The sequence below is a fragment of the Rhodoferax sp. GW821-FHT07F03 genome (assembly GCF_059418745.1).
Map to the genome: position 1 here is coordinate 1 of NZ_JBWKQM010000005.1, position 20,669 is coordinate 20,669.

The 20,669-nt window shown below is 63.6% G+C and carries 20 protein-coding genes; 10 read left to right on the forward strand and 10 right to left on the reverse strand.

The genetic code is table 11. From position 1 onward, the window contains the following. Positions 1 to 342: 342 nt before the first annotated feature. Together cobT and AC07R0_RS08220 are read left to right on the forward strand one after the other, a co-directional pair. On the forward strand, positions 343 to 1,371 hold the full coding sequence (gene cobT, locus AC07R0_RS08215) for a nicotinate-nucleotide--dimethylbenzimidazole phosphoribosyltransferase (protein WP_495076318.1): 1,029 nt from the start codon (positions 343 to 345) through the stop codon (positions 1,369 to 1,371). Positions 1,372 to 1,535: 164 nt separating this feature from the next. Further along, positions 1,536 to 3,779: a sensor domain-containing protein gene (locus AC07R0_RS08220; protein ID WP_495104448.1), complete on the forward strand. Its 2,244-nt coding sequence runs from the start codon at positions 1,536 to 1,538 to the stop codon at positions 3,777 to 3,779. 8 nt (positions 3,780 to 3,787) lie between these two features. On the opposite strand, the gene nth is transcribed toward AC07R0_RS08220, so the two are convergent. The 3 genes from nth to AC07R0_RS08235 all read right to left on the reverse strand — a co-directional run bounded on the left by nth (position 3,788) and on the right by AC07R0_RS08235 (position 5,808). Next, complete coding sequence (nth, locus tag AC07R0_RS08225; RefSeq protein ID WP_495104449.1) at positions 3,788 to 4,426, reverse strand: endonuclease III; 639 nt, start codon at positions 4,424 to 4,426, stop codon at positions 3,788 to 3,790. Between the two features lie 18 nt (positions 4,427 to 4,444). Further along, the gene (locus AC07R0_RS08230) at positions 4,445 to 5,251 is read right to left on the reverse strand and encodes an HDOD domain-containing protein (RefSeq protein WP_495104450.1); all 807 of its coding nucleotides are present in this window, start codon (positions 5,249 to 5,251) and stop codon (positions 4,445 to 4,447) included. Between the two features lie 68 nt (positions 5,252 to 5,319). Continuing rightward, complete coding sequence (locus tag AC07R0_RS08235) at positions 5,320 to 5,808, reverse strand: AraC family transcriptional regulator (RefSeq protein ID WP_495104451.1); 489 nt, start codon at positions 5,806 to 5,808, stop codon at positions 5,320 to 5,322. Between the two features lie 58 nt (positions 5,809 to 5,866). Here AC07R0_RS08235 and AC07R0_RS08240 point away from each other — a divergent pair, with 58 nt between their 5' ends. The 4 genes from AC07R0_RS08240 to AC07R0_RS08255 all read left to right on the forward strand — a co-directional run bounded on the left by AC07R0_RS08240 (position 5,867) and on the right by AC07R0_RS08255 (position 9,716). Beyond that, a complete protein-coding gene (locus tag AC07R0_RS08240; protein ID WP_495104665.1) occupies positions 5,867 to 7,042 on the forward strand; it encodes an aminotransferase-like domain-containing protein in 1,176 nt (391 codons plus the stop codon). Between the two features lie 208 nt (positions 7,043 to 7,250). Further along, positions 7,251 to 8,291: an aromatic ring-hydroxylating dioxygenase subunit alpha gene (locus AC07R0_RS08245; protein WP_495104452.1), complete on the forward strand. Its 1,041-nt coding sequence runs from the start codon at positions 7,251 to 7,253 to the stop codon at positions 8,289 to 8,291. Further along, a complete protein-coding gene (locus tag AC07R0_RS08250; RefSeq protein ID WP_495104453.1) occupies positions 8,288 to 9,247 on the forward strand; it encodes a PDR/VanB family oxidoreductase in 960 nt (319 codons plus the stop codon). Before AC07R0_RS08245 ends, AC07R0_RS08250 begins: the two co-directional genes overlap by 4 nt. A gap of 4 nt (positions 9,248 to 9,251) precedes the next feature. Continuing rightward, on the forward strand, positions 9,252 to 9,716 hold the full coding sequence (locus tag AC07R0_RS08255) for a MarR family winged helix-turn-helix transcriptional regulator (RefSeq protein WP_495104454.1): 465 nt from the start codon (positions 9,252 to 9,254) through the stop codon (positions 9,714 to 9,716). Positions 9,717 to 9,788: 72 nt separating this feature from the next. Here AC07R0_RS08255 and AC07R0_RS08260 read toward each other — a convergent pair whose 3' ends face one another. Beyond that, positions 9,789 to 10,196, reverse strand: coding sequence for an RcnB family protein (locus AC07R0_RS08260; protein WP_495104455.1), 408 nt, complete (start codon positions 10,194 to 10,196; stop codon positions 9,789 to 9,791). A 184-nt stretch (positions 10,197 to 10,380) separates the two neighbouring features. On the opposite strand from AC07R0_RS08260, the gene ddlA reads away from it, so the two are divergent. Together ddlA and AC07R0_RS08270 are read left to right on the forward strand one after the other, a co-directional pair. Continuing rightward, positions 10,381 to 11,487, forward strand: a complete 1,107-nt coding sequence (gene ddlA, locus AC07R0_RS08265) for a D-alanine--D-alanine ligase (RefSeq protein WP_495104456.1) — start codon at positions 10,381 to 10,383, stop codon at positions 11,485 to 11,487. Between the two features lie 70 nt (positions 11,488 to 11,557). Continuing rightward, positions 11,558 to 12,454 carry a BRCT domain-containing protein gene (locus AC07R0_RS08270; RefSeq protein WP_495104457.1) on the forward strand — a complete coding sequence of 299 codons (897 nt, stop codon included), beginning with the start codon at positions 11,558 to 11,560 and terminating at the stop codon, positions 12,452 to 12,454. A gap of 3 nt (positions 12,455 to 12,457) precedes the next feature. Here the strand turns inward: AC07R0_RS08270 and AC07R0_RS08275 are convergent, their stop codons facing one another. From AC07R0_RS08275 to AC07R0_RS08295, 5 genes are all read right to left on the reverse strand, one after another. Next, complete coding sequence (locus AC07R0_RS08275) at positions 12,458 to 12,817, reverse strand: TfoX/Sxy family protein (RefSeq protein ID WP_495104458.1); 360 nt, start codon at positions 12,815 to 12,817, stop codon at positions 12,458 to 12,460. Next, positions 12,814 to 13,914 carry a lytic murein transglycosylase B gene (mltB, locus tag AC07R0_RS08280; protein WP_495104459.1) on the reverse strand — a complete coding sequence of 367 codons (1,101 nt, stop codon included), beginning with the start codon at positions 13,912 to 13,914 and terminating at the stop codon, positions 12,814 to 12,816. The genes AC07R0_RS08275 and mltB overlap by 4 nt, the downstream gene beginning before the upstream one ends. 26 nt (positions 13,915 to 13,940) lie before the next feature. After that, positions 13,941 to 15,929, reverse strand: coding sequence for a transglutaminase TgpA family protein (locus AC07R0_RS08285; protein WP_495104460.1), 1,989 nt, complete (start codon positions 15,927 to 15,929; stop codon positions 13,941 to 13,943). A gap of 70 nt (positions 15,930 to 15,999) precedes the next feature. Next, complete coding sequence (locus AC07R0_RS08290) at positions 16,000 to 16,974, reverse strand: DUF58 domain-containing protein (RefSeq protein ID WP_495104461.1); 975 nt, start codon at positions 16,972 to 16,974, stop codon at positions 16,000 to 16,002. 159 nt (positions 16,975 to 17,133) lie between these two features. Beyond that, positions 17,134 to 18,054: an AAA family ATPase gene (locus AC07R0_RS08295; protein ID WP_495104462.1), complete on the reverse strand. Its 921-nt coding sequence runs from the start codon at positions 18,052 to 18,054 to the stop codon at positions 17,134 to 17,136. Positions 18,055 to 18,096: 42 nt separating this feature from the next. On the opposite strand from AC07R0_RS08295, the gene AC07R0_RS08300 reads away from it, so the two are divergent. Beyond that, positions 18,097 to 19,050: a histone deacetylase family protein gene (locus AC07R0_RS08300; protein WP_495104463.1), complete on the forward strand. Its 954-nt coding sequence runs from the start codon at positions 18,097 to 18,099 to the stop codon at positions 19,048 to 19,050. A 71-nt stretch (positions 19,051 to 19,121) separates the two neighbouring features. Further along, the gene (locus AC07R0_RS08305; protein WP_495104464.1) at positions 19,122 to 20,459 is read left to right on the forward strand and encodes a mechanosensitive ion channel family protein; all 1,338 of its coding nucleotides are present in this window, start codon (positions 19,122 to 19,124) and stop codon (positions 20,457 to 20,459) included. Here the strand turns inward: AC07R0_RS08305 and AC07R0_RS08310 are convergent. Further along, positions 20,423 to 20,650 (reverse strand): helix-turn-helix domain-containing protein, encoded by a 228-nt coding sequence (locus AC07R0_RS08310; protein ID WP_348007854.1) that lies wholly within the window; start codon positions 20,648 to 20,650, stop codon positions 20,423 to 20,425. The genes AC07R0_RS08305 and AC07R0_RS08310 overlap by 37 nt on opposite strands. Between the last annotated feature and the right edge of the window lie 19 nt (positions 20,651 to 20,669).

Genomic DNA, 20,669 nt, shown 5'->3' on the forward strand with positions numbered 1-20,669 from the left:
GGGCTTGCCGTCGGCGGTCTTGAAGGTGAAGGGCTCGTAGGTGGGGTCGATGGCGACTTTGAGGTCTTTACCTTGTGCCATTGCGGCAATAGACAGGGCGCTCAGGGCGAGAGTCAGAACGATTTTCTTCATTGATGTTCCTGGTAGGAGGGGTGTCAAAAATAGCTTGCAGGACACACTTTAGGGGCTCAAATTTTAGGCCCCAAGGTGGTGCGTAGCGGCAGGGGTTTGCCCTTAACAGCTGGGTAGCTTCGAATGCAAGTCCCATACCAAGGCTGGCCAGGTGGGTTGCTTCCAGTGTCTGCTGTAATCTGCGTATTTTGCATTGACCGAGAACCCACCATGACTTTGACGGATTTGTCCCAATCTTCCTTGCGTCCATTGTTGCAGCTCAAACTGGATCAGAAGACCAAGCCCTTGGGTTCTTTGGGGCGGCTGGAAGCCTTGGCCGTGCAGCTGGGCGAGATTTTGGGCACCGAGGCTCCGGTACTGGAGCAACCCCAATTGGTGGTGTTTGCTGGCGACCATGGCCTGGCTGCGCGCGGTGTGTCGGCCTATCCCAGCGATGTGACCTGGCAGATGGTGGAAAACTTTTTGGCCGGTGGTGCCTGCGTCAGCGTGCTGGCGCGCCAGCATGGCATTGCGCTGACCGTGGTGGACTGCGGCGTACGGCATGACTTTGCGCCCCGTCCGGGGCTGCTGGACTACAAGCTGGCCTATGGCACAGCCGATGCGCTGGAACAAACGGCCATGAGTGCCGCCGAATGCGAGCGGGCGATTGCCCAGGGCCGCGCGGTAGTGAAAAGCCTGCCAGGCAATGTCTTGCTGCTGGGTGAAATGGGCATTGGCAATACCTCGGCAGCATCGCTATTGATGGCCCGTTTGACCGGGCTGGATATTGCGGATTGCACCGGCGTGGGCACCGGCCTGGACGATGCGGGTTTGCAGCGCAAGATCGCCGTGCTGACCCAGGTGCTGGAGCGCCATGCCGGCGTGACCGATCCGTTGGAAGCACTGGAGGCGTTTGGTGGCTTCGAGATGGCGACCATGCTGGGCGCCGTGCTGCAAGCAGCTCAGGAAAACCGCGTAATACTGGTCGATGGCTTCATCACCAGTGCGGTGGTTCTGGTGGCGCATGCACTGCAGCCCTTGGTGTTGCAGCGCTGCGTTTTTGCCCACAGCTCGGGCGAGCGCGGCCATGCCTTGATGCTGCACCATATGGGTGCAACGCCACTGCTGGATTTAGGCCTGCGCCTGGGCGAGGGCTCGGGGGCCGCCATGGCTTGGCCGCTGCTGCAGTCAGCCTGTTTGGTACTGGCGGACATGGCTAGTTTTGCATCTGCAGGCGTGTCGCAAAGCGCGGCTCCGTAATTGGGTATTTGCTACGGTTTTAATAGCTGATTGCGCTGGTTTTATATGCGTTACAAGGCATTTTTGTATGTAAGTATGGTTTAGGGTTTGTGTGTGCGGTGGGGGGCTGTACAGCAGCATATGCACTGGTAAACTGGGCTTCGACCTCGTTGAATGGCCCACCCATGAACATGTCGCCTCCCAATTTTGGAGCCCAGTCTGTCGGAGCACCCGAAGGGGGCTTTACGCGGGCGGTGGCAAGCCAGTTGCTGCAGGCCGTGTCGCACAGTGACAGCGCTTTCCTTGTATGCGGGCCGGACGCCCGCATCAGCTACGTCAACGCAGGTTTTACCCGGGTCTTTGGTTACACCGCAAGCGAAGCGCTGGGCCAGTTGGCCAGTGTGCTGTTGGCCGGGCCACACTCTAATGCCGAGGCCATGCAGCGCATGGCCGGTAACTTTTTGCAGCCAGGCGGCGGCCACACCGAGGCGCTGATGTACACCAAGACCCGCCACCCCTTGTGGGTGTCGGTGGTGGTGGACCCATCGTATGACGAGCGCTGCCAGTTGCTGGGCTTGGTCTGTGTTCTGTCTGACGTTACACAGGTCAAGATGCATGAACAGCTGCAGTACAAGGTGCTGCAAGCCATGGCGCAGGAAATGCCCTTGCAAGACCTGATGGCGCTGGTCTGCTACGAGGTGGAACAGATCGCGCCGGAAGTGACCTCCTCGGTGCTGGCGGTGGACATGCAGGGCCGGCTGCATCCATTGGCGGCACCGGGTCTGGCCAATGAGTTTTCATCTGCGTTGGAAGGGCTGTCCATCGGGCCCCAGGCCGGCTCCTGCGGTACGGCAGCCTGGCGGCGCGCACCTGTAGTGGTGACGGATATCGCCAGTGACCCGCTGTGGGCGCCTTACAAGCACATGATCCTGCCCTATGGTTTTCTGGCCTGCTGGTCCAGCCCCATCATGGCGCAGGATGGCCGGGTGTTGGGCACCTTCGCGTTCTACTTTCGTGAAAATCGCGGGCCGGACCCGTTGCACCAGCGCCTGGTGAATGTCTGTGTGCATCTCTGTGCGCTGGCAATGGAGCGTGAGGAGTCGCGCGCGCATATCCATCAATTGGCATTTTTCGATGCTTTGACCGGCTTGCCGAATCGCACCATGCTGCGCAAACGGGCTGAGGCTGCGGTGGCGGAAGCCGGCCGTACACAGGCGCCGCTGGCTGTGCTGTTTTTCAATATCGACCGATTCAAGCAGGTCAACGACACGCAAGGCCATGGCGCGGGAGATGCGCTGCTGCGCGAAATCGCTGCCCGTCTGGGCCTGTTCGTGCGTGCGGGCGATCTGCTGGGGCGTCATGCGGGGGATGAGTTCGTGGCCGTGCTGACGGGGTGTACCTCCGAGCAGGCCACGCAGTTGGCTGATGAAATGCGTGCCGCAGTGACCGCGCCGGTGCTGCTGTCGGGTACGGTGGTGCACTCCAACGCCAGTCTGGGTGTAGCGATGTTCCCCGAAGATGGCACCGACTTCGATACCCTGCTGACCCACGCCGATCTGGCCATGCACCAGGCCAAGCGCGATGGCCGGGGTTGCATGCGTTTCTTCAATCTGGCTATGGATCGCCAGACCCAGGAACGCATTGCCCTTGAGTCGGCGTTGCGTGAGGCACTGCGCACAGGCGGCCTGCAGCTGCACTACCAGCCGCAGGTCATGGGGCATGGCGATCAGCAATTGCATGGTGTGGAAGCCTTGGCGCGGTGGACGCACGCAGAGCTGGGGGTGATTTCGCCGGCCCGCTTCATTCCGCTGGCGGAAGAGTCTGGCCTGATCGACGTTCTGGGCCGCTGGGGCCTGGAGGAAGCCTGCCGCCAGATGGCCGACTGGCGCAGACGGGGCATAGCCGTACCACGGGTGGCCGTAAATCTGTCGGCGCGCAACTTCCAGGATGTCGGGCTGCCACGCCTGGTGGCCAACTTGCTGAGCGAGCACGGGCTGACCCCGAACGACCTGACGCTGGAGATGACCGAGAGCGTGATGATGGACGCCGGTGGCAGCGCGCTGCAGACCATCCACGCGGTGCACGCCATGGGAGTGCATCTGTCGCTGGACGATTTTGGTACCGGTTATTCCTCCCTCGGCTATTTGCACCGCCTGCCCATTCACGAGCTGAAGCTGGACAAAAGCTTTGTGCAAGACCTGGACGACAGTGCTGCTGCGCAGGCGCTGACCAACACCGTCTTGCGCATCGGCGACGGCTTGCGCCTGACGGTGGTTGCCGAAGGTGTGGAAACCCAGCTGCAGGCCGACTTTCTCACGGACCGCGGCTGCCCGGTGCTGCAGGGTTATCTGTTTGCCAAGCCTTTGCCGGCGCCCGAACTGGAGCAGTGGCTGCAGTCCCGGGCCAGAGCGAGCGTCCCTCTGGTCTGACCGTGGACTCAGGGCGCCGCAGTCTTGGGTTTGAAGTCGCAGTAGCTCGCTACGCCGCACTGCCAGCACAGGGGCTTGCGTGCTTGGCAGATGTAGCGGCCGTGCAATATCAGCCAGTGGTGGGCGTGCACCATGTATTCGGCCGGAATGCGTTTGAGCAGGCCTTTTTCTACTTCCAGCGGGGTCTTGCCGGGCGCCAGCCCAGTGCGATTGCCCAGGCGGAAGATATGCGTGTCCACCGCCATGGTGGGTTCGCCAAAGGCTACGTTCAAAACCACATTGGCGGTCTTGCGGCCCACGCCGGGCAGGGCTTCCAGGGCCTCGCGGTCGTGCGGCACTTCGCCGCCGTGCAGGTCCACCAGCATGCGGCAGGCTTGCATCAGGTGCTTGGCCTTGCTGCGGTACAGGCCTATGGTTTTGATGTAGCCCTCCAGCCCCTCCAGGCCCAGGTCCAGAATGGCCTGCGGCGTGTTGGCAACTGGAAACAGCTTGCGCGTGGCCTTGTTGACGCCCACGTCGGTGGCCTGGGCCGACAGCAGCACGGCCGCCAGCAGCTCAAACGGGCTGCTGTACTCCAGCTCGGTAACGGGGTGCGGGTTGGCGGCCTGCAGGGTGGCAAAAAATCCGGCGATGGCTTGGCGATTCATGCCTGGCAGAGTTCCATTTCAGAGTGAGGAGATATCGACAAACGAGTCGGGCAGGGGGAATTTGGACTGCATCCATTCTCGGTTCAGCTGCAGGGCGTGCACGACCTCTTCGGGTAGCTCGTCCAGCATTTCCACGCCGCCGGCCGGCATATCGGCCAACAGCATGGCCAGGTGCACGATGCCGCCGAGTCGGTTGAATGGGTGGGCGGCCAGCGGGTCGGAGCAGGTGTCCAGCGCGCGCACGATCTCGGCGGGGAAGTTCCAGCGGCGCGCCAGCTCGGCGGTGATCTGGCCCTCGCTGAAGCCGGTCAGGCGCTGTTCGCGCTCCCAGCGGCCACCGGGCTGGTGTGGCAGTTTTTCAATTTCTTGCAGGCTGCTCGGCTCGGCCTGGGCAATCATCAACTCGCCCAGGCGCACCATCATGCTGGCCAGCCAGGCTTCGCTGCCGTCCAGGCCCAGGTGGGCCGACAGCCATTGCGCATAGCCAGCGCTCACCATGCAGCTGCGCCAGAACTCCTTGCGATCCAGGCCGTCCACCACGGGAAACGCGTCGCCCATGGCTGCGGCCAGGCCCAGGGTGCGTACCCGGCCCATGCCCACCAGGGTGATGGCGTCGTCCACCGTGGCCACCTTGCGGCTCAGACCGAAGCTGGCGCTATTGGCCAGGCGCAGCAGGCGGGCGGTCAGGGTGGAGTCCTTGGCGATGATGGCGGCCACCTGCGGGCCGGTGGCATCTTCATCGTTGAGCGTACGGATCAGCGCATGGGCTACTTCCGACATGACGGGCAATTTGACGGATTGAAAAAATACCGAGATGTCCGACATGGTGTCTCCTCTGCAGGTGGGTAGGGCGGCTGAAATGCATGCCTTACATAAGGCCTATTCTTACCTATTTATGCGGCGCGAATGGGTAAACATAAGCTGCATTGCAGGACCCCGGTTTCGGCGTTTACCCGGTAGCCTTCGGGGTAGATTTCCAGCAGCGGCGCCTCCATCAGACGCCAGGCGCCGTCGGCCGTCGCGCTGGGCAGCCATTCGTTGCACAGGTGCATCCGGGCCGCGTGGATGTCCAGTGCCGTGCCGGTAAATTGGCCGCATACATAGCGGCCACCGGCAAAGTCCTGCACCGCCACTTCGGCGCTGGGCATGAAGTCTTCGTCCACCTCCACGCAGCAGTCGTAGCGGCATTGTTCGGCGGGCGTGGTGCTGGCCCGGTCCTGGCGTATGCCCAGCTGGGTGCGCCGGGTTGCGTCCAGACCGTGCTGCTGGCGCCAGGTGGCAAAGCGGGTCCAGGTCTGGGTGCTGGCGGCGCTGCCGTATGGGCCTGTGCAGCGCATATAGGCCAAGTGCATGGGCGGCAGCAACCTCAGTTCTACATGCATGGAGCGTCCCTTTATTAGCGACAATGCGGTTCAGAAAGCGAGAAACCCAACCATGTCCCTGCCATTTGCCGACCGACTCAACAACGTTGAAACCTCCGCCATCCGCGAACTCTTCAAGCTGCTGGGCACGCCCGGCATCATCAGCTTTGCGGGCGGCTTCCCCGACCCTGCGCTGTTTGATGTGGCTGGTATCGCAGAGTCTACCGCCGCCGTGTTGGCGAACAACCCCGGCCCGGTGCTGCAATACGGCGCCACCGAAGGCTTTAACCCGCTGCGCGAACAGCTCAGCAAATTCATGGGCAACAAGGGCGTGACCGTTGCGCCCGATGGCCTGATCGTCACCACCGGCAGCCAGCAGGCGCTGGACCTGATCGGCAAGACCATGATCAACCCCGGCGACAAGGTGATCGTCGAAGGCCCCACCTTCCTGGCCACCATCCAGTGCTTCCGCCTGTACGGCGCGCAGGTCATCAGCGCCCCCATCGATGCCGACGGCGTGGATGTGGACGCGCTGGAAAAGCTGATCGACGAGCACAAGCCCAAGCTGGTCTACCTGATCCCCACCTTCGGCAACCCCAGCGGCGCTACGCTCAGCCTGGAACGCCGCAAGCGTATTCTGGACATTGCTGTGCGCACCCAAACCCTGGTGGTCGAAGATGACCCCTATGGCGAGCTGTACTTTGACCAGCCACCGCCACCCAGCATCCTGGCGCTGAGCGCCGATGTGCCCGGCAGCCGTGACTGGCTGGCGCACTGCGGCTCCATGAGCAAAATCCTCAGCCCCGGCCTGCGCGTAGGCTGGCTGATCGCCCCGCCTGAGCTGCTGGCCAAGGCCACCATGTGCAAGCAGTTCAGCGACGCCCACACCAGCAACCTGACCCAGGCCACGGCCGCGCATTACCTGACCCTGAATCGGCTGGACGCCACGCTGGTCGGGGTGCGCAAGGTGTACGCCGAGCGCGCCCGCGTCATGGCCGAGTCGCTGCGCCGCGAGCTGGGTAGCGCCATCACCTTCAACGCGCCGCAGGGCGGTATGTTCTTCTGGGCACGCCTGACCGAAGGCCGCGACGCCGGCGCCTTTGCCAAGCGCGCCATTGAAAAGCTGGTGGCCTTTGTGCCTGGTGCGCCGTTCTTTGCGCATGACGCCGATCTGTCCACACTGCGCCTGAGCTTCGCTACCGTGGGAGTGGAAAAGATCGAAGAGGGCATTGCCCGCCTGGGCCAGGCGCTTTAAGGAAATAAGGCCTCCAGCGCAGGAGCTACCTTCGTAGGCAGCTACAGATTGTGTAGCGTGGGCATCCACTGAAAAGGGGCGGCATCCGGGTAAGTACCGAGGCCTAGCCCCTTTTGTTTTGAATTGACGATCCGTATACTGATCGTAAGAAGCAGCGGGCCTGAACTTGCCCGCCTAAATGACTCAACCCTCGATAGGAGCCCACGCCATGTTCCCCAAAAACGCCTGGTACGTCGCCTGCATGCCCGACGACATCGCCGACAAACCCCTGGGCCGCAAAATCTGCGGCGAATCCATGGTGTTCTACCGTGGACCCGAGGGCCAGGCCGTTGCGCTGGAAGATTTCTGCCCGCACCGTGGTGCCCCCCTGTCGTTGGGCAAGGTAGAAAACGGCAAGCTGACCTGCGGCTACCACGGCCTGGAAATGGGCTGCGACGGCAAGACCGTGGCCATGCCGGGCCAACGCGTGCGCGGCTTCCCGCCGATCCGCAAGTTCGCGGTGATCGAGCGCTACGGCTTCATCTGGGTTTGGCCCGGCAACCCGGACCTGGCCGACGAGTCCAAGCTGCACCACCTGGAGTGGGCCGACAACCCCGCCTGGGCCTATGGCGGCGGCCTGTTCCATATCAACTGCGACTACCGCCTGATGGTGGACAACCTGATGGACCTGACGCACGAAACCTATGTGCACGCCAGCAGCATCGGCCAGAAGGAGATCGACGAGGCACCCGTGAAGACCGTGGTGAATGGCGACGAGGTCATCACCAGCCGCTACATGGAAAACATCTCCGCACCGCCGTTCTGGCGCATGGCCCTGCGCGGCAATGGCCTGGCTGACGATGTGCCGGTGGACCGCTGGCAGGTCTGCCGCTTCACCCCGCCCAGCCACGTGATGATTGAAGTCGGCGTGGCCCATGCCGGCAAGGGCGGCTACGACGCACCGGCAGAGCACAAGGCCGCCTCCATCGTGGTGGACTTCATCACCCCCGAGACCGAGACCTCCATTTGGTACTTCTGGGGCATGGCGCGCAGCTTCAACCCGCATGACAAAGCGCTCACCGCCAGCATCCGCGAAGGCCAAGGCAAGATCTTCAGTGAAGACCTGGAAATGCTGGAAAAGCAGCAGCGCAACCTGCTGGCCCACCCCGAGCGCAAGCTGCTGATGCTGAACATCGACGCCGGTGGCGTGCAGTCGCGCAAGGTGATTGACCGTCTACTGGCCCAGGAAGCTACGCAGGTGACGGTATGAGCGACAAGTTGCGTGTGCGCGTAGCCCGCAAATGGCTGGAGGCCGAGGGCATTTGCGGCTTCGAGCTGGTGGCGCTGGACGGCGCGGCGCTGCCTGCGTTTACCGCTGGCGCGCATATCGACGTGCATCTGCCCGGCGGCACCACGCGCCAGTACTCGCTGTGCAACGACCCGCAGGAAACCCAGCGTTACTGCCTGGGTGTGCTGCGCGACCCGGCATCACGCGGTGGCTCCGAGGCCATGCACGGCCTGGCCGAGGGCAGCGAACTGGAGATCAGCGGGCCCAAGAACCACTTTCCCCTGGCAGCGGACGCAAAGCGCAGCCTGCTGTTGGCCGGCGGCATAGGCATCACGCCCATCCTGGCCATGGCGCAGCAGCTGGCGGCCAGCCGCGCGCCGTTCGATATGCACTACTGCACCCGTTCGCAGGAGCGCACGGCCTTTGTCGAGCGCATCCGCGGCAGCGCGTTTGCGCGCGATGTGCACTTCCATTTCGACGACGGCGGCAGCGTGCAAGCGCTGTCTCTGCCCGACCTGCTGGCCGAGCCCCAGCCCGGCGTGCACCTGTATGTGTGCGGGCCCAAAGGTTTTATGGATGCGGTGCTGGGTACCGCCCGCGCCAGCGGCTGGCCCGAAGAACAGCTGCACTACGAGTTTTTCTCTGCGGAAGTGGTGCACTCGGCCAATGACGCCAGCTTCGACGTGCGCCTGGCCAGCAGCGGCAAGGTGATCCATATCGCAGCGGAGCAAACCGTCATCCAGGCCCTGGCTCTGGCGGGTGTGGAAGTGCCGTTCTCCTGCGAGCAGGGCGTGTGCGGCACCTGCCTGACACGCGTGATCGAAGGCGTGCCTGACCACAAAGACCTGTACCTCACGCCCGAGGAACAGGCAGCCAACGACCAGTTCACACCCTGCTGTTCGCGGTCAAAATCACCGGTACTCGTACTCGACCTGTGACCCCATGCCCGACACCGCTGCCACGCTTCTTGCCGCCCCCATCGACCTCAATGACCAGCCCGGCCATCTGATACGCCGGGCCCACCAGATCGCTGTGGCCAGCTTCCACCAGCATCTGGGCCGCGAGGTCACTCCCGTGCAGTACGCCATGATGCGGGTCCTGCAGGCCAAACCGGGCATAGACCAGGCCACGCTGGCGCAAGAGGTGGCGCTGGACACGTCCACCACCGCCGACATTGCGGTGCGTTTGGAAAGCAAGGGTTGGATCAGCCGCGCCGTACTGGCGCGCGGCCAGCGCAGCCTGGCGCTGACCGAGGCCGGCGCCGCGCTGCTGGGCACCCTGGTGCCCGGCATGCAAGACATGCAGACCCAGTTGCTGGATGGACTGGAGGTGGAAGAACGGCAAGAGCTGCTGCGCCTGCTGCGCAAATTCATCGCACCCGACTCCGAGCGGCGCCAGGCGCGCTAGTTGTGCATTTGCTCTACTTTTAGGAGCTGCTAGCGCAGGTAATACCAGCGCTAGAGTCCAGTTTGGCGAATATCAATTGCCCAGCAAAATCTGCGCAATGATGCCGGTGGTGATGGCAATCAGCACATAGTCGCCACCCGTTTGCACCCAGTGGTAGCCGCGCGGCGGCGCGCTGAGGTGGTGGCCGCGCCAGTCGTTCACCACATAGCTGTTGTCGCGGTACTCGCGTGGCAGACGGCCGCCCTTGCGGAAGTTGTGGTCCGGCCCGGCGCCACGCTCTTGCATCGCCATGGGGCGACCTTCCGGCCCCGGCCGTCCGTGGTCCGGGCCCGGCATGGGGCGGTCCATACGGTGCTCCTGGCGCTGGTCGCGCCGCTGCCAATCGTCATCCCCACCGCCCGGGCGGCCCTGCGCCTGTGCGAGGCTGCCGAATCCCAAGCAGGCGGCGGTCAGTGCAACGATGAAAGTGGTTTTACGCATGTGCGACTCCTTGTCATGCAGCAGCCGGTGTGGCTGCCTCTACATGTATTGGAGTCCATGGCCCGGCCGCTGGCTGTAGGAGCGGGCCTGGTTTACGGATATTTACGGGGTGGATACAGAAACGAGAGGGGTCTTTCGCGGCCCTGCGCTGGATGTACAGTTCCAGCACCAATCAAGGATGCATATGGGCGCTAAAACCAGGGTGGGGATTATTTTTGGCGGCAAATCCGCCGAGCACGAGGTGTCTTTGCAATCGGCCAAAAACATTGTCGATGCTCTTGACCGCAGCCGCTTCGAGGTGACGCTGATCGGCATAGACAAGCAAGGCCAGTGGCATGTGAACGATGTGTCCAGCTACCTGCTGCATGCCGACAATCCCGCGCTGATCGCTCTCAACCGCAGCCATCTGGACGTGGCCCTGGTACCCGGCAAGCAAAGCCAGCAGCTGATCGCTCTTCAAGGCACCGCCGGCGCGGCCCTGGGCCAGATCGATGTGCTGTTTCCCATTGTCCATGGTTCGCAGGGCGAGGACGGCTCGCTGCAAGGCATGCTGCGCATGGCCAATCTGCCGTTCGTGGGCTCGGGCGTGCTGGGTTCGGCCGTGTGCATGGATAAGGATGTGTCCAAGCGCCTGCTGCGCGACGCCGGGCTGGCCGTGGCACCGTTCCTGGTGTTTACGCGGGCCAAGGCCCAGCGCGCCCGGTTCGACGACGTGGTGGCACAGCTGGGTCTGCCACTGTTCGTCAAGCCGGCGAATATGGGCTCGTCGGTCGGCGTGAGCAAGGTGCGTACTGCGGAGGAGTTTCAGCGCGCTGTGACCCTGGCGCTGGAGTTTGACCACAAGGTCTTGGTCGAGCAGGCCATTGTGGGCCGCGAAATCGAATGTGCCGTGCTGGGCAACGACGACTCGCAGGCCAGCGTCTGCGGCGAGATCGTGTTGCGCGACGAGTTCTACGCTTATGACACCAAGTACATCGATGACCAAGGCGCCGCAGTGGTGGTGCCAGCCGACATTGACGAGGCCGCCAGCAGCGAGGTCCGCCGTGTGGCCCTGGAGGCGTTTCGCGTGCTGGACTGCGCAGGTATGGCCCGTGTCGATGTGTTCCTTACGCCGCAAGGCAAGGTGCTGGTCAACGAAGTGAATACCTTGCCCGGCTTCACCTCCATCAGCATGTATCCCAAGCTATGGCAGGCCAGCGGCCTGGGCTATACCGCGTTGATCACCAAGCTGATCGAGTTGGCGCAGGAACGATATGCGTTGGACCGGGGTTTAAAGACCTCTATTATTTGAGCGGGGTAGCAAGCTCGCTACGGCTGGTGGGTGCTGCTGCAGGGATCAATCGAATTTTGGGGAGCTTTAGATGACATCGGATGTTCAGACTTACTTTAAGTTCACGGGGAAAGGGCGCATTGAAAAGTCCATCAACTCGTTGCTTGGCCTGTTGGAAGGCATTGCAATTGATGGAAAGGTCACTTCTGGCGAGGTCGCGTTGTTGCGAATGTGGCTCTCAGATCATCAGGATGTGGCCATGCGACATCCCTTTTCAGAACTCATCCCTGTCGTGGCCGATGCTGTTTCTGATGGCTTGCTTGATCCAGAAGAGCGCGCAGATTTGACCTGGTTGTGTGAACGGCTCAGAAGTACTGAGTTCTACGACATGGTTACGGCGGATCTTCAACGTCTGCACGCTGTCGTGGGTGGCATTGCCTCTGACGGAATAATCAGCGTGGACGAAATGCGGGGTTTATCTGACTGGCTGGCAGAACATGAACATTTGAAGACCTGTTGGCCTTACGATGAAATTGAAGCCATGACCACGAAGGTTTTGGCTGACGGCCAAATCGATGAAATTGAGCACAGAATGCTTTTAGACTTCTTCACTGAATTCTTGGCAGTGCTTGACGAACGCACCATTGTCCGACCTTTGATTGCTGACAGTGGAGATCGGCCATTTACTGCGCTTTGCGCCGTGATGCCAATAGTTTCATTTCCGGGAGCAAAGTTCTGTTTCACCGGCGCTTCGGCGAAATACAAGCGAGCAGAGTTCGAAAAAATTGTTAAGGATCTTGGCGGAGAGCCAATTCCTGGAGTAACTGCCAAACTTACCTACTTGGTAATTGGAGCTGAAGGAAATCCGTGCTGGGCATTTGCATGCTATGGCCGAAAGGTCGAGAAAGCCGTCGAACTTCGGAAGAAAGGCGTTCGGGTTGTTCTCGTCCACGAGAATGATTTCCATGACGCGGTGCTGGACGCGTAGCTTTCAAACACGGACTTTGAGATGCCTTGGCTTGGCCATGCGCGCAATCTCTAGCGCTTGATTCGCCAGCGCTAGCAGAGCCGTCGGGTCTTCCAGAGCTTCAGCCGGCACCTCGAAGTATTTCTTCACCTGCACCCGCCGGGCCTTGGTGTCGTAAGCAAAGCACTGGCTACCCATTTGCTCGTACTGCGGTCGGGTGGTGTCGTTCACCGCGAAGTACAGCGTATTGCCCATCAGCATCGCAAACTGGGTGCCGCCAGATACCAGGCCGATGCCGCCGAAAAAGCGCTTGCTTTGCAGCTGCTCCATGCCGGCCAGTTGCTCGACGATGAAATCTACGAAGCTGGAGCTGCCGGCGCTCATGGTGCGGTGCGGGCTTTGACAATGGCCGCCACTTCCTGCCCCAGCTCCAGCACGGCCATGGCGTAGTAGCTGCTCCAGTTGTAGCGGGTGATGGCGTAGAAGTTTTCGGTTCCAGCAAGGTACTGCGGCGGGGCGTCGCCGTTTTGCAGTTCCACCAGGGCCAGGGGGCCGGTGTGCTGCAGGGCTGGGCCGTCCAGCAGGGCGCCCTTGGCTTGGAAGCTGACTACGCTGAAAGTAGGCAGGATGTCGGGGGCCAGCAGGGTGTCCATATCCGCATTCGGTGCCAGCTGCACCGGGTAGGTGGCGGGCATGCCGGGTTGCCAGTGGAAGGCCTTGAAGTAGCTGGCCACCGAGCCTATGGCATCGGTGGCGCTGCCGAACAGGTCCACATGGCTGTCGCCGTCGAAGTCCACCGCGTAATGCACCCAGCTGGTGGGCATGAACTGGGGCATGCCCATGGCGCCGGCGTAGCTGCCGCGCAGGCTGAGCGGGTCTATGCCGGCGCGCTGCGTGAGGCTGAGGAACTGCTCCAGCTCGCCTTTGAAGTAGGTGCTGCGCTCGGCAGCGCGCGGGTGGCTGGCGGGGAAGTCAAAGGCCAGCGTGGCCAGTGCGTCGATGACGCGGAAGTTGCCCATCTGCTGGCCGTAAATGGTCTCTACGCCCAGGATGCCGACGATGATTTCGGGCGGTACGCCATACTCTTTCTCAGCCCGCTCCAGTGCGGCGCGGTTGTCTTGCCAGAAGCGCACGCCGGCGGCGATGCGGATCGGTTCGATGAAGCGGCTGCGGTAGAGCTTCCAGTTTTTGGCCGTGCCGCTGGGCGCGGGTGCCATCAGGCGCGGCACGCTGGGCAGAAAGCGCGCCTGACCCAGGATGTTGTGCACCCAGGCGGCGTCCAGGCCACGGCGCTCGGCGATGTCGTCGGCGGCGGCCATGGCGTCGTCACGGTTGGCGTACAGCGGGCCGGCGGTGATGGCGGCGACTTTGGCGGGTTTTTTGACTTTGGGCTGTTTTGCGGGCTTGGCGCAGACAGATGCTGCGCAAGCAGCTATTAAAACGAGAGCAATCGGGCGGAATATCGGGCGGAATGGGTGCATGGAATAAGGAAAGTGGCCGCCTGAGTTTAGTGGGGCCAGACGAGCCCTCTAAAGCTGCGCCGCAGCGCCGCCAGGCTGTGCGGCGTTTGGGGTGCATAGCGCTGGGCCTCCAGCTGCAGCAGCCATTGCTGGATGGCCGGGTGCTCTGGCAGCAGGGCGGCCAGTTCGCGGGGCGGAGCGTTGGGGGCGGGGGTGATGCCGGCCTTCAACAGCTTGCGCCGGGCGGCGTCCAGCAGGCGCAGCCAGGGGTCGTGTTGCAGCCGTTCCCACTGCGCCCAGGCGGCGCCACCCAGCGTGGCCAGCACCAGCAGGCCGGCAAGCAGCTTGCCCAGGTCTTCCCAGTCGGGGTCGTTGAAGCCTATGTTCTTCAGCAGGTTCAGCTGCTTGCCCTGGCTGTAGTTCAGCACCCACTGGTTCCAGCCGTTGTTCACCGCGTCCCAGGCGGCACGCAGGCGCTTGGCCATGTCGGGGCTGACGGTGCCCAGCACCGTGCCGACCACGCCGCTGGGCGCCTGCAGGCGCTGGAAGCTGCCGACCCGGCCGGGCGACACGGCGCCCGTGGGGTCTACCCGCGTCCAGCCCCGGCCAGCCTGCCAGACTTCGGCCCAGGCGTGGGCATCGCTTTGGCGTAGCACCCAGAAGCCGTCCACGCCGTTGAGTTCACCGCCCTGGTAGCCGGTGACGATGCGGGCCGGCACGTCCAGCGCTCGCATCAGGATGACGAAGGACGAGGCGATGTGCTCGCAAAAGCCTTCCTTGCGGTCAAACCAGAACTCGTCCGCCGTGTCGCGCCCGTAGACGCCGGGGTCCAGCGTGTAGCTGTAGCCGCCGGTGCGCAGCCGCTCCAGCACCAGCGCGACCAGGGTGGCGGTATTGGCGGTAGGCTGGGCGCGGCGGATGTCGGCGGCCAGCTGCAGGGTGCGTGGGTTGTAGCCGGGCGGCAGGTCCAGAAAGGGCTGCAGGCTGCTATTGCTCTTGGTATCGGCTTGCTGCGGCCCGTACCGGAACTGCGGATAGCTTTGCACCTGGTAGCGCAGCAGGTCGCTGACCGGGCGGCTGGCCAGCCATTGCAGGTCGGGCGTCATGGCGGCGTCCATGCCGGCCAGGGTGGGGCGCTGGGGCGTGGCGTCCAGCGTCAGCAGCCAGGGGCGGTTGCTGGGCTCCAGCGTGACCTGGTAGTTCACGGGCGCACCGGATACCTGCAGATCGGTGGGTAGTGACTGGGCAAATTCGTTGTACTGGGGCCGCCACTCGCGGCCATCAAAGCGCGACAGCACCGGGCCGCGAAAGTACAGGTCTTGCTGCTGCGGTGGCGGGCCATCAAAGCGCACGCGCATGGCGATGTTGTCGTCCAGCGCCAGCTGGGCCATGGTGCCGACCTGCATGCTGGCGGACAGGCCGCTACGCCCGGCCATGGCGTCGCTGGGCACACCCCACAGCGGCGCCATGCGCGGGAACAGTAGGAACAGCACGGCCATGATGGGCGCGCCCAGCAGGGCCATACCGCCGGCGATCTTGGCGGCTTCGGGCAGGGCGGTTTGTGGGGCCACCGGCATGTGCGCGTTGACCAGCGCCGTCAGCAAGCCCAGCAGGGCGATCAGCATGGCGGCCGCCGTCAGCAGCGACTGTGAAAAGAAGAAGTTGCTGAGCATGGTGAAAAAGCCCAGGAAGAACACCACAAAGGCATCGCGCCGGGCGCGCAGCTCCAGCGTTTTCAGCGCCAGCAGAACCACGATCAGGGTCACGCCGGCATCGCGTCCGAGCAGGGTTTTGTGCGTGGCCCAGGTGGCCGCCAGCGTGACGGCCAGCAGCGCCGCCAGCCACCAGCGCGAGGGCAGGGGCCGGGCGCGCCAGGCCAGCCAGCCGCGCCACAGCAGCACGCCCGCCGTCAGGCCCGTGCACCACAGCGGTAGATTGCCCACCTGAGGCAGCACCACCCAGGCGATGACCACCAGCAGGAACAGGGTGTCGCGGCTGTCGCGGGGCAGGGCCCTCATCGGGTTCATGGTGCTCATTCCGCGCATGGGCTGCCCACTATCAAAATGAGAGCTGCTTGCGCAGGTAGATTCTGCGCTGGAGGTCGATTCAGCATAAGGCCAGTGCCTCCAGGCAGCGGCGTTTGTGCGCCTCGCCAGCAGCGGGCGGCAGGGCCAGACCAGGTAGGCGCAGGCCGTAGTCCAGGCCCAGGCGGTCGGCTTGCAGCACCCAGGCGCACAGGCGTGACAGCCGGGCCTCGGCGCCCAGGCTGCCGGCCTGGGCGTAGTCCAGCCAGAGTTCACTGCGCTGGGCCTGCTGGCTGTCGCGGCTGACCAGTTCGTCGGCCTTGGCGGCTTTCTTCCAGACCACCAGTTTCAGCGGGTCGCCACGCCGGTAGGCGCGCACGCCGTCAAAGTCGCCGCTGGCCTGGACCGTGCTGTGGCTGGCGCTGCCGGGGCGCGGCTGGCCGGGCGGCAGCGGCGGTGGGTGGGCTTCGGGCCGGGGGTAGACCAGCAACTGGGCGGCCGGCCGCCAGTAGGTCCACACGCGGAAGGTGCCCAGTGGAAAGCGCGTTTCGGCGGTGATGGGCGGCACGCGCTGCAGGCCGCGCTCGGTGGGGGTGAAGGCGATTTGCACCTGGGTGCTGCCCTGGGCGGGCACATCGGTCCAGGCCCAGTGTCCAGAGCCCAGCAGGCCCAGGCCTATGCCGTGGCGAATCGTCTTGCGCGTGCTACTGAGCTGTATGGAAATAATCGCGTTGGCGCCCGTGTACTGTGCGTCGGGTGCTATCAAATGCATACTGAGTCCGCGCAGCGTGGCGTGGCCCACGTGCATGCCCACCACGGCGCAGCCGGCCAGCAAAAAGGTCAGCAGATAGCCCAGGTTCAGCTGGTAGTTGATGCTGGCCACCAGCAGCACCAGAAGGGTGGCGGCCAGCATGAAGCCGGGCGCAGTGGGCAGGATGTAGACATTGCGCTGGGTCAGCAGCGTGGTGTCGGTGAACTGGATGCGCGCCTGCCACCAGCGCTGGAAGCGCGCGCGCAGCAGGGCGAAGGGGTTAAGCATGTGAACGGGCAGGCCCATATCCAAGCCCGTTCAAAGGACGCGCGTGACTCCTTCCAGGAATGCCGTGGAGCCGGCTTCGCCGGGCCACTGGCATTGCCCCCTGCATGTCGCATCGGTTTTTTCGAACCGATGCGAGGGGGGTTGGCGAAGACACGAAGTGCGTAGCCTGGGGGTGAGTCATGGTAATTGTGTTGATTCGAGCATGGCCTGCACCTGGGCCACGGCGCCGCGGCCGGCATCGCCCACCGGCACCAGGCGGTGCGCCACGGTTTGCGCCAGGATGGCCCGCACGTCATCAGGCGCCACGTAGTCGCGCCCGCTCAGCAGGGCCTGGGCCTTGGCGGCGCGCACCACAGCGATGCCGGCGCGCGGGCTCAGGCCCTGCAAAAACCAGCGGCCGGAGCGGGTGGCGGCCACCAGGTCCTGCACATAGTCCAGCAGCGGGGCGGCGGTGTGGACCTGCAGCACCTGTTGTTGCAAGGCCTGTAGCTCGGCCGCGTTGAGCAAGGCCGGTAGGTGCTCCACCAGGTCACGCCGGTCCTGCCCGGCCAGCAGCTCGCGCTCGGCCTGGCGGTCGGGGTAGCCCAGGGATATGCGCATCAGGAAGCGGTCCAGCTGGGATTCGGGCAGGGCGAAGGTGCCCAGTTGGTCCATGGGGTTCTGCGTGGCGATGACGAAGAAGGGCGAGGGCAGGGGGCGGGTCGCGCCTTCGACCGTGACCTGTTTTTCTTCCATGGCTTCGAGCAGCGCGCTCTGCGTCTTGGGGCTGGCGCGGTTGATCTCGTCGGCCAGCAAAATCTGGGCGAACAGCGGGCCGGGGTGGAAGACAAAAGCCTCTTTGCCGCGCTCGTAGATGGACACGCCAGACAGGTCGCTGGGCATCAGGTCCGAGGTGAATTGCACGCGCGAAAACTGCAGGCCAAAGGTGCGCGCCAGCGCATGGGCCAGCGTAGTCTTGCCCACGCCCGGTACGTCTTCAATCAGCAAGTGGCCGCCGGCCAGCAGGCAGGCCACGCAGTCCTGCACCTGCGCTGGTTTGCCCACGATCACCGTGTTAAGCTGGTTCAGCAGTGCGTGGAGTTTGTTTTGTACATGCATGCCAAGACGTTACATGAAATTTCAAGTCCCACGCCTATGACCGTGAACAAGACCGGATACTTCAGCCACCCCGCCTGCCGCAAGCACGAGATGGGCCCTGGCCATCCAGAATGCCCGGAGCGGCTGGATGCGATAGACGACAGGTTGCTGATCTCCGGCGTGGCCGACGCGCTGGACCCGCGCCAGGCGGACGCGGCGTCGCTGGCCGACATCGAGCTGGCGCACAGCCGCAGCCATATTTCTGCCCTGCGTGGCCTGGGCGATAGCCTGCGGGATGACATCAACGCCGGCGGCCCCAGCCATGCGCAGATCGACCCCGACACCAGCATCAATATCCACACCTGGGATGCAGCCCTGCATGCCGCCGGCGCGGCCATTGCCGCCACCGACGCGGTGATTGCCGGTGAGCTGGAAAATGCCTTTTGTGCCATCCGTCCGCCCGGCCACCATGCCTGCCGCGACAAGGCCATGGGGTTTTGCTTTTTCAACAACGTGGCGATTGCCGCCAAGTACGCGCTGGAGCGCCATGGCCTGAAGCGCGTGGCTATCGTCGACTTTGATGTGCACCACGGCAATGGCACCGAGGACATCGTGGCCGGCGACGAGCGCATTTTGATGACCAGCTTCTACCAGCACCCCTTCTACCCGGTGGGCGGAGCGCAGTCCGATGCGCCCAACCTGGTGAACGTGCCGGTGGCTGCCTACACCCGGGGCATGGACATCCGCGAGCTGATCGAGATGTACTGGCTACCCCGGCTGGAGCAGCACCGCCCCGAGATGATTTTCATCAGCGCCGGTTTTGATGCGCACCGCGAGGACGATATGGGCCAGCTGGGCCTGGTGGAGCAGGACTACGCCTGGATCACCCAGCGCATCAAGGACGTGGCCCGCCGCTTTTCCAAGGGCCGCATGGTGAGCTGCCTGGAAGGCGGCTATGCGCTCAGCGCGCTGGGCCGCAGCGTGGAAGCGCATATCCGGGTGCTGGCTGACTTGTAACTCGGCGTGTTACCTGGGTGTCGCGCAGCGCCGGGATAATCGGTCGCCTCGATACGCCAAGGTTTTGCACGATGGATTTTTTGAAGACGACGACTTCCCCCGCACCGATTACCGACCTGGACAGCTGGATTGCCGCGCTGCTGCGGCCTGTGACCCTGTTTGAGCTGGCCAGCCTGGCGTTGTGTCTGCTGCTGGCCTGGGCCGTGGTGTGGACGGCGCGCAAGGCGGTGGACACGCCCGATCCGCGCTCGGTGCTGTTTGGCCGCCGCATTGTGGATGGTGTGCTGTTCCCATTCCTGCTGCTGGCATTTGGCACGCTGGCCGAGCTGCTGCTGGGGCATTGGATGTCGCTGGCGGTGTACAAGCTGGCCATGCCGGTGATCATCTCGCTGGTGGTGATACGCACCGGGGTGAAGGTGCTGCAGGCGGCCTTCCATGACGCGCCGCTGGTGCGCCTGCTGGAGCGCACCATTTCCTGGGTGGCCTGGCTGGCCATGGTGCTGTGGGTCAGCGGCCTGCTGCCGGTGCTGCTGGACGAGCTGGACCAGATCAAATGGAAGGTGGGCGCGTCCACCATGTCGGCGCGCAATGTGCTGGAGGGGGCGATCACGGCCGGTGCGGTGCTGATCGTGACGCTGTGGATTTCAGCGGCCATCGAGTCGCGCTTGCTGCGCAAGGCCACGGGCAGCGTGCTGTCGCTACGCAAGGCCATCAGCAATGCCACCCGCGCCTTGCTGATGTTCCTGGGGCTGCTGCTGGCTTTGTCGGCCGTAGGTATCGACCTGACGGCCTTGTCGGTGCTGGGCGGCGCTGTGGGTGTGGGTATCGGCTTTGGCTTGCAGAAGCTGGCCGCCAACTATGTGAGCGGCTTTGTCATCCTGGCCGAGCGCAGCGTGCGTATTGGCGACTTTGTGAAGATGGACAGCTTTGAGGGCCGCATCACCGACATCAACGCGCGCTACACCGTGATCAGCGCGCCCAATGGCCGCGAATCCATCGTGCCCAATGAAATGCTGCTGACCCAGCGGGTGGAAAACCTGTCGCTGAACAACTCCCGGATTTCGCAGTCCACCGAAGTCTCGGTGGGCTATGACAGCGACGTGGATCTGGTGATGCGCCTGCTGGTGGATGCGGCGCTGCAGGAAGAGCGCGTGCTGCGCGAGCCTGCGCCCGCCGCCACCTTGACGGCCTTTGGTGCAGACGGCCTGGGCTTCAATCTAGGCTACTGGATCAACGACCCGGAAAACGGCCAGGGCAATCTGCGTTCGGCCATCAATTTGCGTATTTTGAAAGCTTTGCGCGCCCACCACATCGACGTGCCTTACCCGCAGCGCGTGGTGCACACCCGGGTAGTGCCGGCCAGCGATTCGGATCAGGGTGCTGCGGTGGTGTCTGCGTCGGCTTCGTAGACCAGCAGGTCGCCAGGCTGGCACTGCAGGATGCTGCAGATCTTCTCCAGCGTGTCAAAGCGCACGCCCTTGACCTTGCCCTGCTTCAGCAGGGACAGGTTGGCCTCGGTCATGCCCACCAGCTCGGCCAGCACCTTGGATTTGAGTTTGCGACGCGCCAGCATCACATCGAGTTGCACCACGATTGGCATTGGGCGCCTTTAACCTAGG